The sequence below is a fragment of the Streptomyces sp. NPDC002265 genome, from assembly GCF_040296125.1.
Lineage (GTDB): Bacteria > Actinomycetota > Actinomycetes > Streptomycetales > Streptomycetaceae > Streptomyces.
Genome location: NZ_JBEOWS010000096.1, coordinates 1 through 13456, shown reverse-complemented (window position 1 = coordinate 13456; position 13456 = coordinate 1). Strand labels below are relative to the sequence as shown.

At 70.9% G+C, this 13456-nt stretch carries 13 protein-coding genes and 2 pseudogenes; 10 read left to right on the top strand and 5 right to left on the bottom strand.

Annotation, left to right across the window (positions count from 1 at the left end; translation table 11 throughout):
* Positions 1-18 precede the first annotated feature (18 nt).
* The 5 genes and pseudogenes from ABT085_RS18740 to ABT085_RS18720 form a co-directional block, all read left to right on the top strand.
* Positions 19-1038 (top strand): annotated as a pseudogene (locus ABT085_RS18740) (zinc-dependent alcohol dehydrogenase); the annotation flags it as partial.
* An 8-nt stretch (positions 1039-1046) separates the two neighbouring features.
* Complete coding sequence (locus ABT085_RS18735) at positions 1047-1919, top strand: universal stress protein (protein ID WP_351608605.1); 873 nt, start codon at positions 1047-1049, stop codon at positions 1917-1919.
* A 51-nt stretch (positions 1920-1970) separates the two neighbouring features.
* The gene (locus ABT085_RS18730) at positions 1971-4487 is read left to right on the top strand and encodes a bifunctional acetate--CoA ligase family protein/GNAT family N-acetyltransferase (RefSeq protein WP_351608602.1); all 2517 of its coding nucleotides are present in this window, start codon (positions 1971-1973) and stop codon (positions 4485-4487) included.
* Positions 4488-4500: 13 nt separating this feature from the next.
* Entirely contained in the window at positions 4501-5238 is a 738-nt protein-coding gene (locus ABT085_RS18725) for a CBS domain-containing protein (protein ID WP_351608599.1), read from the top strand.
* Positions 5239-5254: 16 nt separating this feature from the next.
* Positions 5255-5752, top strand: a complete 498-nt coding sequence (locus ABT085_RS18720) for a flavodoxin domain-containing protein (RefSeq protein WP_351608597.1) — start codon at positions 5255-5257, stop codon at positions 5750-5752.
* 73 nt (positions 5753-5825) lie between these two features.
* Here ABT085_RS18720 and ABT085_RS18715 read toward each other — a convergent pair whose 3' ends face one another.
* Both ABT085_RS18715 and ABT085_RS18710 read right to left on the bottom strand, forming a co-directional pair.
* The gene (locus tag ABT085_RS18715) at positions 5826-6368 is read right to left on the bottom strand and encodes a universal stress protein (RefSeq protein ID WP_351608634.1); all 543 of its coding nucleotides are present in this window, start codon (positions 6366-6368) and stop codon (positions 5826-5828) included.
* A gap of 302 nt (positions 6369-6670) precedes the next feature.
* Positions 6671-7252: an Rv1733c family protein gene (locus ABT085_RS18710; protein WP_351608594.1), complete on the bottom strand. Its 582-nt coding sequence runs from the start codon at positions 7250-7252 to the stop codon at positions 6671-6673.
* Positions 7253-7511: 259 nt separating this feature from the next.
* Here ABT085_RS18710 and ABT085_RS18705 point away from each other — a divergent pair, with 259 nt between their 5' ends.
* On the top strand, positions 7512-8492 hold the full coding sequence (locus ABT085_RS18705) for an Acg family FMN-binding oxidoreductase (protein WP_351608591.1): 981 nt from the start codon (positions 7512-7514) through the stop codon (positions 8490-8492).
* A gap of 38 nt (positions 8493-8530) precedes the next feature.
* Here the strand turns inward: ABT085_RS18705 and ABT085_RS18700 are convergent, their stop codons facing one another.
* Positions 8531-8824: an STAS domain-containing protein gene (locus ABT085_RS18700; protein ID WP_351608589.1), complete on the bottom strand. Its 294-nt coding sequence runs from the start codon at positions 8822-8824 to the stop codon at positions 8531-8533.
* Between the two features lie 178 nt (positions 8825-9002).
* On the opposite strand from ABT085_RS18700, the gene ABT085_RS18695 reads away from it, so the two are divergent.
* Positions 9003-9449: a pyridoxamine 5'-phosphate oxidase family protein gene (locus tag ABT085_RS18695; protein WP_351608586.1), complete on the top strand. Its 447-nt coding sequence runs from the start codon at positions 9003-9005 to the stop codon at positions 9447-9449.
* A gap of 180 nt (positions 9450-9629) precedes the next feature.
* Positions 9630-10682 (top strand): universal stress protein, encoded by a 1053-nt coding sequence (locus ABT085_RS18690; RefSeq protein ID WP_351608583.1) that lies wholly within the window; start codon positions 9630-9632, stop codon positions 10680-10682.
* 226 nt (positions 10683-10908) lie between these two features.
* Here ABT085_RS18690 and ABT085_RS18685 read toward each other — a convergent pair whose 3' ends face one another.
* Positions 10909-11403 (bottom strand): pyridoxamine 5'-phosphate oxidase family protein, encoded by a 495-nt coding sequence (locus tag ABT085_RS18685; protein ID WP_502982752.1) that lies wholly within the window; start codon positions 11401-11403, stop codon positions 10909-10911.
* 248 nt (positions 11404-11651) lie between these two features.
* Here ABT085_RS18685 and ABT085_RS18680 point away from each other — a divergent pair.
* Positions 11652-11966: pseudogene (locus ABT085_RS18680) on the top strand (transposase); the annotation flags it as partial.
* A gap of 724 nt (positions 11967-12690) precedes the next feature.
* Here the strand turns inward: ABT085_RS18680 and ABT085_RS18675 are convergent.
* Entirely contained in the window at positions 12691-12948 is a 258-nt protein-coding gene (locus tag ABT085_RS18675) for a hypothetical protein (protein WP_351608636.1), read from the bottom strand.
* On the opposite strand from ABT085_RS18675, the gene ABT085_RS18670 reads away from it, so the two are divergent.
* Positions 12919-13344 (top strand): transposase, encoded by a 426-nt coding sequence (locus ABT085_RS18670; protein ID WP_351608580.1) that lies wholly within the window; start codon positions 12919-12921, stop codon positions 13342-13344. The two genes, ABT085_RS18675 and ABT085_RS18670, sit on opposite strands and share 30 nt — an antisense overlap.
* Positions 13345-13456 lie beyond the last annotated feature (112 nt).

Sequence of the window (13456 nt, the reverse complement as noted above, 5' to 3'; positions counted from 1 at the left end):
CTCCTGAGGAGAAGAACCATGAAGGCAGCGGTCGTACGAGCGTTCGGCGAGCCCCTGGTCATCGAGGAGCGCCCCGACCCGGAGCTCGGCCCCGGCCAGGTCCGGGTCCGGGTGGAGGCGTCCGGGCTGTGCCACACCGACATCCACGCGGCGTACGGCGACTGGCCGGTCAAGCCGAGCCCGCCGTTCGTTCCCGGACATGAGGGCGTGGGCCTGGTGGAGGCGCTCGGCGCGGGCGTCACCCACCTGTCGGTGGGGCAGCGGGTGGCCGTGCCCTGGCTCGGCAAGGCGTGCGGGCGGTGCGAGCACTGTCTGTCCGGCTGGGAGACGCTGTGCGAGCAGCAGATCAACACCGGGTACGGCTGCGACGGCGGGTACGCCGAGAAGATGCTGGCCTGGGCCGACTTCGCCCAGCCCGTGCCCGAGGGGATCACCGCCCTGGAGGCCGCCCCGCTGACCTGCGCGGGCGTGACGACGTACAAGGCGCTCAAGGTCGCCGACGTCAAGCCCAGCCAGCTCGTCGCGATCTCCGGCATCGGCGGGCTCGGCCACCTCGCCGTGCAGTACGCGAAGATCGCCGGAGCTACCGTCGCCGCGATCGACGTCACCGACGAGAAGCTCCAACTGGCCGCCGAACTCGGCGCGGACATCGTCATCGACGCCCGCAAGGAGAACGTCGGCGAGGTGCTCAAGCAGCACGGCGGCGCCCACGCCGCCATCGCGCTCGCGGTGAACGACGCGGCCTTCGAAGCCGTCAACTCCGGCCTGCGGCACGGCGGCAAGCTCGTCATGGTGGCCCTGCCCGCGCACGGCACGGTCCGGGTCCCCGTCTTCGACACCGTCCTGAACGGCACCTCGGTGATCGGCTCGATCGTCGGCACCCGGCAGGACCTCGCCGAGGTCTTCCAGCTGCACGCGGCCGGCCGCACCAAGGTCATCTACGAGGCCCGCCCCCTCACCTCCGTCAACGACTCCATCGCCGAGGTGCTGCGCGGCGAGGTCAAGGCCCGGATCGTCTTCGACTTCGGCACGGGACGGTGGGCACGATGGTCCTCCCGATCGTCGTCGGCGTCGACGGATCCGAACCCAGCCTGCGGGCCGTCGACTGGGCGGCCGACGAGGCCGCTCTGCGTGGGCTCCCGCTGCGGCTGGTGTACGCCTCCCTCTGGGAGCGGTACGAGGGCGAGTCCCTCGCCGAGGGCCTCGGCAAGCCGTCCGAGCAGGTCATGGCCGAGGACATCGTACGGACCGCCGCGCAGCGGGCCCGCCTGCGCCAGCCCGACATCGCGGTCTCCACCGACGTACTACCGGAGGAGCCCGAGTACGCGCTCGTCCACGAGGGACACACTGCCTCCGCGCTGGTGCTCGGCACCCGCGGCCGCAGCGGCTTCGTCGAGATGCTGCTCGGGTCTGTCAGCCTGACCGTCGCCGCCCACGCGGACTGCCCGGTGATCGTGCTGCGCGGCAGCCACGACAACCAGGTCCGGGCAGGTGCGCGCGGCCGGATCGTCGTGGGCATCGGTGAGAACGCGGCGGACTCCGTCGGCCTGCGCTTCGCCGTCGAGGAGGCGAAACTGCGCCACGCGACGCTGGACGCCGTACGGGCCTGGCGGTGCCCCGCGCACGAGACCACCGACCACCCTCTGCTCGCCGGTGAATCCGCGCGTCTGCACGAGCAACACGCCACCGAGGTCCTGGACAAGGCGCTGAAGGACGCACCCGCGGACGTGGACCTGCGCCGGCGTACGGTCGAGGGTCCCGCCCGCAGGGTCCTCATGGACGCCTCGCACGAGGCGGACCTGCTGGTGGTCGGTGCCCGGCGCAATCCCGGGCACCTCGGACTCCAGCTGGGGCGCGTCGCCCACGCGGTGCTGCACCACTCCGCATGCGCCGTCGCGGTCGTACCCGAGCAGGTGTGAGCGAAGTGGCCGGCTCCTCGGAGGCTCGCCGCAAGCCGGCGCTCGGCCGTCATGGCCGCCGACCGGGCCTGCGCGCCGGCCCGCCCGGGCTGCCGGGCCCTGCTGGCGGAGACGGACGGCCGGGTGATCGGACTCGCCGAGTACGACACCGGCGGGGAGAAGGACGGTGCGGAGATCTCCATCGCCGTCGCCGACGGCCTGCACCACCGCGGCGTGGGCACCCTGCTCGTCGAGCACCTGGTCTCGGCCGCGCGGACGGAGGGCATCACCACCTTCACGGCCGATGCGTTCAGCGAGAACCACGAGGTGCTCCGCCTCTTCGCCGACCTGGGCCTGCGCACCTCCCGCCGCTTCGAGGGACCGGAGGTCCGCTGCACCATCCACCTCGACCAGGACGACACCTACCTGTCGGCCGTCGAGGCCCGGGGCCGGGCCGCCGACGTGGCCAGCCTCCTGCCCCTGCTGCGTCCGGACGCCGTCGCCGTGGTCGGCGCCGGACGCACGCCCGGTTCGGTCGGCCGGGCGATCCTGCACCACCTGCGCTCGGGCGGCTTCACCCGGCGCCTCTTCGCCGTGAACCCCGGCGTCACGTCGATTCTCGGAGTGCCGTCCCACCCGTCCGTCGCGGCCCTGCCCAAGACGCCCGACCTCGTGATCGTCGCCGTACCGGCCGCCGCGGTCCCGGCCGTCGCCGACGAGTGCGGCAGGGCGGGAGCGCGTGCCCTCGTCGTCGTCACCGCCGGCCTCGACCACATCCAGGCCGAGGCCCTGCTGACCGCCTGCCGCACCTACGGCATGCGCCTCGTCGGCCCCAACTGCCTGGGCATCTCGAACACCGACCCGGAGCTGAGCCTCGACGCGACCTTCGCCGCCGAGCACCCCCGCCCCGGGACGGCCGGGGTCGCCGTGCAGTCCGGCGGGGTCGGTATCGCGCTGCTCGACGGACTGTCCCGGTTGGGCATCGGCGTGTCGTCCTTCGCCTCCCTCGGCGACAAGTACGACGTCAGCGGCAACGACATGCTCCAGTGGTGGGAGGGCGACGGCCGCACCGAACTCGCCCTGCTGCACCTGGAGTCCTTCGGCAACCCGCGCGCCTTCTCCCGCACCGCCCGCCGCGTCACGCGCCGCATCCCCGTGCTCACCGTCGACGCGGGCCGCACCGAGGCGGGCCGCAAGGCGGCCGCCTCGCACACCGCGGCCGCCGCCACCCGCACCATGACCCGCGGCGCGCTGTTCACCCAGGCCGGCATCACCGCGACCCGCTCGGTCGGCGAACTCCTCGAAACAGCAGCCCTCCTCCATTCCCAGCCGCTGCCGGAGGGCAGCCGCGTCGCGATCGTCACCAACGCGGGCGGTGTCGGTGTGCTCACCGCCGACGCCTGCGCGGAGGCGGGACTCGCCGTTCCCCCGCTCACCCCCGCCATGACCGACGAATTGCTCGCGGTGCTGCCGGACGGTGCCGCCATCGGCAACCCGGTCGACGCCACCGCCGCAGTGTCCGAGGAACAGCTCACGGAGTGCGTGGACCGCCTCACCCGGTGCCCCGGCATAGACGCCGTGATCGTGGCCCTCGTGCCCACGGCGGTCGCGGCGGCCACCGGTGACGACCTGGTGCGGGCCGTCACCGCGACCCCCGGCCGACGGGCGCGGCCCGTGCTCGCCGTACGTCTGGAGCAGGACGCGTCCGTCCGGCTGCTGCCCGCCGTGGACGGAGGCACGATCCCCTCGTACGCCGAACCCCAGGCGGCGGCCCGTGCGATGGCCCACGCCGCCCGGCGTGCCGCCTGGCTCGCCCGGCCCGTCGGTGTAGTCCCCGGCCTCGACGATGTCGAGGCCCAGCGGGCCCGAACGGTCGTGGAGGAGTACCTGGCCGGGAACCCCGACGGCGGCTGGCTTGACCCACGGATCTGTGCCGATCTGCTGGCCTGCTACGGCATCCCGCTGATCCCGTGGGTCTGGGCCGAGAGCGAGGACGACGCCGTCCTCGCCGCCGACCGGCTGCGCGGCCACGACGGCCGCGTGGTGATGAAGGCCCACTGGCCCGGGCTGCTGCACAAGTCCCAGCAGCGGGCCGTCCATCTCGACCTGCGCGGGGACGCCCAGATCCGGGCCGCGTTCCGCGACCTGGAGACCCGCTTTGCCGGGCTCATGACCGGCGTGGTCCTGCAGCCCCTCGCCACCCGCGGCACCGAACTCTTCGCGGGCGTCGTCCAGGACGAGGTCTTCGGCCCGCTCGTCCTGTTCGGGCTCGGCGGTACCGCCACCGAGGTCCTCGCCGACCACGCGGCCCGCCTCGCCCCGCTGACCGACCGCGACGTACACGAGCTGATCACCTCGCCGCGCTGCGCCCCGCTGCTGCTGGGCGCGAACGGAAACACCCCGGTCGACCTCGGGGAACTGGAGCAGCTGCTCCTACGGCTGTCCCGGCTGGCGTCGGACCTGCCGCAACTCGCCGAGGCCGACTTCAACCCCGTCCTGGCCACACCGGGCGGCGTCACCGTGCTCGACGCACGGATACGTCTGCTGCCGCGCCGCCCCCAGGATCCGTACCTGCGCCGGCTGCGCTGAGGAGGAAACGGCCATGAGGCACGACAAAGTCGGCACTGTGATGACCACGGACGTCGTCCGCGCCCAGTACGGCACACCGTTCAAGGAGGTGGCCCGGCTGCTCGCCACCCACCGGATCAGCGGACTGCCGGTGCTGGACGAGGACGACAAGGTCATCGGTGTCCTGTCCGAGACGGACCTGGTGATGCACCAGGCGACCACCCCCGACCCGTACGAGACCAAGCATCGCACGAGGCTCGGCGAGCTGACGCCCGGCGCCAAACGCCGGACCGCGAAGGGCAAGGCCCGTACGGCCGGAGAGCTGATGACGCGGCCACCCGTGACCGTGCACGCCGACGACACCATCGTCCAGGCCGCCCGCACCATGGCCCAACGGCGCGTGGAACGGCTCCCCGTCCTGGACGAGGAGGACCGGCTCGTAGGGATCGTCACGCGCCGCGACCTCCTCCAGGTCTTCCTGCGGCCCGACCAGGACATTCGCAACGAGGTGATCGAGGAAGTCCTGGTACGCGTGCTGTGGTTGCCGTCGCGCAGTGTGGAGGTCTCCGTGACGGAGGGCGTCGTCACTCTCACCGGACACATGGAACGCAAGAGCGAGACGGAGATCGCTCTGTCCATGACCCGCCGGATCGACGGCGTGGTCGACGTGGTCGGCAAGCTCACCTACCGACTGGACGACGCACGCCTGCGCACCGAGCAACAGGCACAGGCAGCGCGCGGCGTGGCCGACGACTGGCTGCGCCGGCTGTGAGAGGAGGTGGACCACCATGACCGACACCGTGTTGGTCACCTACGGAACGACGAACGGATCCACGGCGGAGATCGCCCAAGCCGTCACCGAAATTCTGCGCCAGGCCGGACTGACCGTCGAGTCGCGTCCGGCCCGGTCCGCGACGAACGTGGCGCGCTACGACGCCGTCGTGGTCGGCGGCGGACTCTACGCGGGGCGCTGGCACAAGGACGCGCGGCGGTTCGTCCGTCGCAACCGAGTCCTCCTCGCGGAGCGCCCCGTGTGGTTCTTCAGCAGCGGACCGCTCGACCCCTCCGCCTCCGAGCGGGACATCCCGCCCGTGCGCGGCGTGCAGCGGGACATGACCCGGCTGGACGTCCGGGACCACGTCACCTTCGGCGGATGCCTGGAGGAAGGTGCCAAGGGATGGGTGGCCGGGATGATCCTCCGCTCCGGCAAGGGGGGCGACTTCCGCGACTTCGGCGCGATCGAGGCATGGGCGGGAGACATCGCAGGCGCACTGACGCACGCGTAGCAGAAGGAGAGGGGCTGTTCGGGCCCTTCAGACGGCCCCGGCGCCCGGCGAGAACCGGGCCCCGGGGCCGAGCTCATGGCGCCGTCCGGTCCGGTACCACGGCAACGGGGCAGGAGGCCTCGTGCAGGAGGGCCCGCACGACCTTGCTCCACTCATGGCCGGGCTTGCTGCCCACCACGACCAGCGTGGCGGTCTCGGCATGGTGCAGGAGCGCTTGAGGTGGAGTGAGGAGCACGACGTCTTCGAGCACCGGCACCTCCGGGTACTTCTCGCGCCATGGCCGCAGCACGTCGGCCAGGAGCTGCACCTCGTGGTCCTCCCAGGTCGCACGCTCTCTCTCCGGCACGCCGAAAGGCCACTCGGCGGCGCAGGCCGGAAGCGACCAGGCATGCACGACGTGGAGGAGCGCAGCTCGCACCCGCGCGCTGTCGAAGGCGAAGTCGATCGTCCCGCCGGAAGGGTTTCGGGCGTCCGTTCCGAGAAGGACTCTTCCGGAATGGTGCGCGGGCGCGGTTCCGTCCGGGACGAGAACCAGCGGATGGTCGGCCGCCGGAACTCGGGAGCCGACCGGCCGGCCGGTGGGGTCGGCTTCGTGAGGGACGCCGTACACGATCATTTTCGCCTGGCTCGGGTCTGGAGGTGGGCCGATGGTCACACGCATCGGCAGACCGTGCAGTTGCGCCTCCCTCCTGGCCCAGTCGACCGCGGAACGGCTCCGCGCCGACGTGTCGGTACAGGCGAGAATCACTCGTTCCATCGCGGTCGGCCTTTCCGGCGCGGCGGGACACGCACCTTCGCAGCCAAGCCTGTCGGACACCGTCGCGATATGGCAGGGGGCCGAACGGCCCGCCCGGGTTATGGGCACGCCGGAAGGCTCCAAGCCGCTCTACGGTCTGGAGCCCGGAGTCCGTCGTACGTTCAACTGGTCTTGTGGCCCCATCGTGGTCCCATCTGATCCCATTCCCTGCCCCACTCGTCGACGCGGCGTCGGTCGAGCCGCCACCGGGCGAGCGCCCCGGCACCGAATACCAGGCCGGCAAGTCCGGCCGCGGCCGCGGTGCCCAGGACGCCAGACTCGACCGCCGCCTCCGTGGAGCTCGGCGGCGCGGCGGTGAGACGGCCTTGGCCGTCCTGCCAGACCGTGACCCTGGATCCGGCCTTGAGGCCGGTGTCCTCCAAGGTCCGGCCCGTGCGGGTCGAGCCGTCGGATGCCGTCCAGCGAACTGTGCTCATCCGGCGATCGGAGCTGATACCGGCCGCGGTGGCGGTGAGCGGGACGTCGCTCAGGAGCATGGCACGGACGGATTGCCGCTCGGCTCGCTGCCGTGCGAACACGTCATCCGCGGCATGAGCGGTCACCAGTCCGGCGACGGCGCCGCCCACGGCGAAGACCGTCCACACGGCCAGCACGATCCAGGCCTCGACGATGTCGTCGCGTCGCCGCAGAGGGTTGCTGCGCCACCTCCACAACCACTGCTTCGCGTACTTGCCACAAGACATCGGTCCGCACCTCCTCGTCGTCGCGGTGACACTTCCGAAGGTGACAGTGGAGGCCGTGCTGCGGCAGGGGCCGATCAGGCGCCGCCGCAGGGCCGCTCGGTACCAACCGCACGGTAGGGAAGGGCCGTTGAGCCCAAGAGGTCACGAGGCCCCTTCGGCGCCCCGCCCAGGCCTTTCGCCCCCTGTCGGGGGCAAGGCGTGGCGCCCATGCTCGTAGAACAGAGCCAGTTGTCCGACGTCTCTATGTGAGGAGGACATCATGGAGAGCACAACGTTTGGTGCCGCGCTCGTGGAGACCTGTGTCGCTGCCGCGGTCGCAGCGCCCTCGATCCACAACACCCAGCCATGGCGCTTCGGGCTGGACTCCGAGACAGTGACGTTCGAAGTGCGTGCCGATCCCGACAGGGGCCTGCGGCACGTGGACCCCTCGGGTCGGGCCCTGCTCCTTTCCGTCGGGGCTTGCGTGTTCAACCTCCGAGTTGCGCTGGCCCACTTCGGTTGGTCACCCGTCACACGTCTGCTGCCCCGCCCCGACGACCCCGATCTGCTCGCCACCGTGCGACCCTCGGGGCTCACCGCCCGGGAGGGCGAGGAACGGAACGCGGATCTCTACGAGGCGATCTGGCGCAGACACAGCAGCCGTTTCCCTTTCACGCGTCGGCCACTCCCCGCGGCTGTGCGCGAAGAACTCGGTGCGGCGGCCCAAGCGGAAGGCGCATCGCTGCGTTTCTCCGAAGGGGTGAACGTGCCCCACATGCTGCGGCTGACCGCCGAAGCCGAACGACGCAACCGCCTCGACGCGCGCCGGGCGGCCGAGGGCCGCCGCTGGGTGCACCGGGACCTGGAACCGGCGCCCGACACAGGTCTGCCGCGAACGGCGCTGGGATCGCAGGACGCCTGGGAGAGGCTCCCGCTGCGCGACTTCACGGCACAGCGGCATCCCGAACGTCTCCTTGCGCGGCCCTTCGAGGTGAACCCCGTCATCGCTCTGCTGACCACCGAGCATGACCGCCGAGTCGACTGGCTGCGCGCCGGACAGGCTCTTGAACACGTGTGGCTCGTCGCGACGGCGCACGGACTGCGCGCGTCCCTGATGCATCAGGCAGCCGAATGGGCAGACCTGCGTGACGCGCTGGCCGCCGCCCCCGACACCGCGCATCCGCACCTGCTCATGCGCCTCGGATACGGCCCGCAGGGACCGGCTACCCCACGCCGCACACCAGGTCAGGACTCACGGTAGGCTGCGCTGGCGCGCACCGGACCTGTCTTCGCGCCGACTCAGCCGGCCGAAGCGAAGATGAGCCAGGCAGCCGATGTACCGGCCAAGCCCTCGGGCCACTTGGGGTGGTTGTCGAAGGAACCGGTCAGGCCCGTGCAGCGGAGGATGCGCAGAAAACGGGTGCTGTCCGTGACCAGCCGCAGTCGGCCACGTCGGGCCCGCGCACGGTTCGGCGCGCGACACAGCACGCCCAGCCCGGCGCGGTCGACGACGGAAACGGGACGCAGGCCGAGCACCAGATCAGGGCGCGGACCGGCGGTGACTGCGTCCAGGTATGTCGCCAGTGTGGGCACGGCCGGGCTGAACTACAGCGTCGTCGAGGACACGACCGTCTTCCGCACCGCGCACGAGGGGTGGAGCAGGGCCCTTCTCAGGAGGCCGGGGACCGATGGTCCCTGGCCGGGGACACCCGTGCCGCTTGACGACGGACCGTGCCAGTACCGCGATGTCAGGCGAGAGACGAGAAGGCAGATGGACGCCAACGACGGATTCCGCGAACTCGATCGGCAGGAGTGCCTGCGTCCGCTGCCCACCGTGCCTGTGGGGCGCATCGTGTACACGTGGCAGGCATTGCCTGCTGTTCTGCCGGTCAACTTCTGCCTGGACGGCGACGGCGACGACGCGGTGCTGGTGCGCACTTCGGATTCCGCCGAACTCGTGAGCGGGATCGACGGAGCCGTGGTCGCCTTCGAGGCCGACGAGATCGACACCACCGCCCACTCCGGCTGGAGCGTCGTGGTCATGGGGTCGGCGACCCTCGTGAGGGACCCCGCCGAGCACGCACGGCTGCTGCGGACCGGGCCGCGCTCCTGGGCACCGGCGCCGCAGGAGGTCTTCCTGCGCATCGACCCCGAGGTGGTCAGCGGACGCGGTCTCGTCGGCGGACGCACCCTGTACGGAGTGGACCTTCCCCCCTGATCGCCACGCCTTCGTGCAATCCGAACGGCCCTTGAAACAAGGGTCGTTCGGCCATTCCGCGGGTTCTCCCGGCTGCTGCCCGGGGCGGTGGCGCACGAGGAGCATCGTCCGTGGAGGCCGGTGTGTGCGTCGAGCACCGCTTCCACCGAACGGTCACTCGAAGAAGGGGCAGGTGCGGCCATGGCATCGCGTCACATAGTCGTCGGAGTGGACGGCTCTCTCATCTCCGTAAGGGCGTTGGACTGGGCCGCGGCCGAGGCCGTACGGCACGGCAGCGCGCTGCGTGTGCTGTCCGCGGTTTCGGACCACGACGAGGCCGCACCGGTCCTGGGCTACGCCATGTCACGCACACATGCGCGGCATCCGGAACTGCCCGTGGAGACCGTTGTGGCGGAGGGCGGTGCAGTGCGTGCGTTGATGCGCGAGAGCGCGGACGCGGACCTCACCGTCGTGGGAACACGCGGCCTGGGCGCGTTGGTCGGCCCGGCGTTCGGTTCGGTGAGCCTGAGGCTGGCCGGACTCGTGCAAGGACCGCTCCTGGTCGTCCGTGGGGACCACGCGTGTGACGACGGCCGGGACGTGCTGCTAGGCCTGGCGGACGACACGGACGACACGGACGACACGGACGACACGGACGACACGGACGAGCAGGCGGTGGCGTACGCCTTCCACGAGGCCGAGCGGCGCGATGCGAGGCTCCGTGTCGTGCACTGCCCGAGCCATCGGCACATCACCCCCGCATTCCCCTCCCTGGTGGCGGCGAGCAGTCCGGGCCAGGAACGGCCGGCCAGGGAAGCCCGAGCGGAGGAGGCCGTGGCGCGCTACGCCCTCACCCAGCTGCAGGACCAGCACCCCGACGTCATGGTGGAAACGTTCGCGGTCCGTGCCGCTCCCGCGGACGAACTGCTGGCAGCGACCCAGGAGGCTGCCGTCGTCGTCATCGGCGCCCACCGCCGGGCGAGCCTGCTCGGCCCGCGCCTGGGTCCGGTCGCCCACACACTGTTGCACCGGGCGCACTGCCCGGTGGTCGTCGTGCCACACGGAAGACCGGCCCGCTGCCACGTCATCACGCACGTTCCGGAAAGAGGCTCGCTCATGGCGCATACCGTCACCGTCGGTCCGGACGGCTCGAACGAAAGCCTGGACGCGTCGGAATGGGCCGCCCGTGAGGCCGCGATGCACGAGACTCGTCTCCGAGTCGTGCATGCGGGGGAGCAACAACCCCACGAATAGGTGCCGTTCGTCGGCGAACTGATTCCGCCGCCGGGAGTGGACCGGTCCGCCCGGCTGCCGATCGAGGTAAGCGTTCGGCTGGCCCCCGCCGCCTCGGCGTACGGGTGAGTGCGAAGCGGATCGCTGGCCAACCGGTGCCGACCCTGGCCGCATCGGCCCGGTGGCCCACACCGTCCTGCAGCACGCGGTCGCGCCGGTCGCCGTGGTCCCGCACGAGTGAAGCCGTTCAGGCCGACGGGAACGGACCGTTGACTGTGAGGCGGACCCCGGTGATCAGATCGGGACTGATGCGAACGGCATGATCCATCCTCTGCGATACCCACGGACGCAACAACGCCCGGTACCGAGCCAATTCCCGCGGGTCCGTGACCAGCCGCGCAAAGCCCGTGACGACGACGCTCCACCCCAGGTGGGTGTCGGGGTCGATGTCGTCGGCCTCGTAGGCGACGACGGCCCCCTCACCTCCGGTCTGCCGGGTGTACCGGGTCAGCGTGGCGTCACCGTGGGTGCGGATGACGATGTCGCCGTCGATCAGGACGTGGTTGACCGGGCGGACGGTCGGCAGCGCGTGCCGGGTGAAGACGATCCGTCCCAGGGACACGCTGCCCAGCAGTCGCAGCGCCTCGGCGCCGTCCAGCTCGACACTCCTTCGTGCCTCCGACGTGTCTGACCGGCCGTCGTCGTCGGCAATGGCAGGTGTCCTTATCGTCGGGTCACTCACGGTTCTCCGTCTCGCGCGTCCACACATGGGCCTGACCGGATCATTCGAACCGCGTGGGAGCCTCTCGCGCCAGGGCCGTTCGGCCCAGGTCGGCGTCCGGAGGTCCCTGCCTTGCACGACTGATGGCGTGGCGGCGTGAACGGAGCGACACTGCAGGGGATCGGTACCGCTCCTGGCCTCACTGAGCGACTCTGTCGGGGATCTTGAGATTCCCGGGACAGGGCTGTTGACGGTTCGAGACCCTCTGGATGGTTCGGGGTAAGCCTGTCTTTCCGGGGTGGTCGGTGTCTGTTCGTCCCTTGTCCGGCGTGGTGGTGCCGGAGTTCACGGCTCGGATGGCGCGGGCCGGCAATCCTCGCGGGACCACGGCCATGTGGGTGCGTGACCACCTCGACGGACTGTGGGACGACGAGGACTTCGTCTCCTGGTATCCGCGTGATGGACGTCCCGGTCTGTCGCCGGCGCAGTTGGCCACGGTGTGTGTGCTGCAGTTCCTGCTCAACCTGTCGGACCGGCAGGCGGTCGAGGCCGTTCGGTGCCGGATCGACTTCAAGTACGCCCTGGCCATGGAACTGGACGATCCCGGCTTTCACCACAGTGTGCTGACGGACTTTCGCGACCGGCTGGGCCAAGACGACCGCGCAGATCACCTGCTGTCCCTGGCTCTGGACCGGATGCGGCAGGCGGGCGTGATCAAAGAGCGGGGCAGGCAGCGAACCGACTCCACCCAGGTCCTTGCCACTGCGTGGGAGCTCACCCGCCTGGAACTGGTCCTCGAGGCAGTCCGCGCCGCCCTGGAAGAAGCCGCCAGCCATAAGCCCGAGGTCCTGGACGATCTGGTGGACGCCGACTGGGCCCTCCGCTACGGCCGGCCTGTCCGTCTTCCCAGCCAGCCCAGCCATCCCGTCACCCGTCTCAAACAGGCCGGGGCGGACGCTCACCGGCTCCTCGAACGCCTGCCATCCCACCGGCGCGGTCCCCGGGCAGAAGCCTTGCGGCAGGTCGTGGTGCAGAACTTCCTCATCGAGGCTCGCGGGCGGCTGCGACCCCGCACCGACAAAGACGGCCAGCCTCAGGGCGCTGTCCGGATCGTCTCGCCCTACGATTCCCAGGCCCGCCGGGCCATCCGGGGCAACACCCGCTGGAGCGGCTACCTGGTTCCTGTCACCGAGACCTGCAACCCCGACGCCTCGGCAAACCTGATCACGGGACATCGCCACCACCACACCGACCAGAGACACCCAGGCCCTGCCCGGCATCCACGGCAGGCTCCGCCACCGCCGACTGCTACCCGGGCAGCACCTGGTCGACGGCGGCTACGTCGCCATCGCCCTGCTCGACCGATCCGCCCGCGACCACCAGGTCCAGCTCATCGGACCGGCCAAAGCCAGCGGCGCCTGGCAGCACAAAGAGCAGACCCGCTTCACCAGGGACGACTTCACCATCGACTTCGACCGGCGCCAGGCCATCTGCCCGAATGGCCAGACCAGCAGAACCTGGCTCGAAGCCCCGGCCATGGCCCCCTACACCGTTGCCCGGTTCCACCCCAGCCAGTGCAACCCCTGCCCCGACCGGCCTGCCTGCACCCGGGGCAACTCAGCGCGCACGGTGAACTTCCTCCCCCGCCACCTGCACGAACTCCAGGCCCGCAACCGCAACGACCAGCAGGACCGCCAGTGGAAACAGCTCTACGCCACCCGGTCCGGAGTCGAAGGCACCATCTGCGAACTCGTCGACGGCCACCAAGCCCGCCGCAGCCACTACCACGACCTCCGCAAAACCCACGTCCAACACATACTGACCGGCATCACCATCAACATCGAACGCCTTGCCTCACGCGCACCCCTCCACCCCCACAACCCCAGGCAGCCCACGGCCTTCCAGACATACCTCTACACCCGCAGCCTCAGCTGGGAATGCTGGTGGCGACAAGGCAAGTAAGCCGACGACCGAAGATCCCCGACAGCGATCCAGCGCGGCTTCGCCGTGCGCCGGGGGCACAGTAAATGGGTCGGTATGCGCCGCGCGCGACCTTGACCGCCCTGCCGCGGGA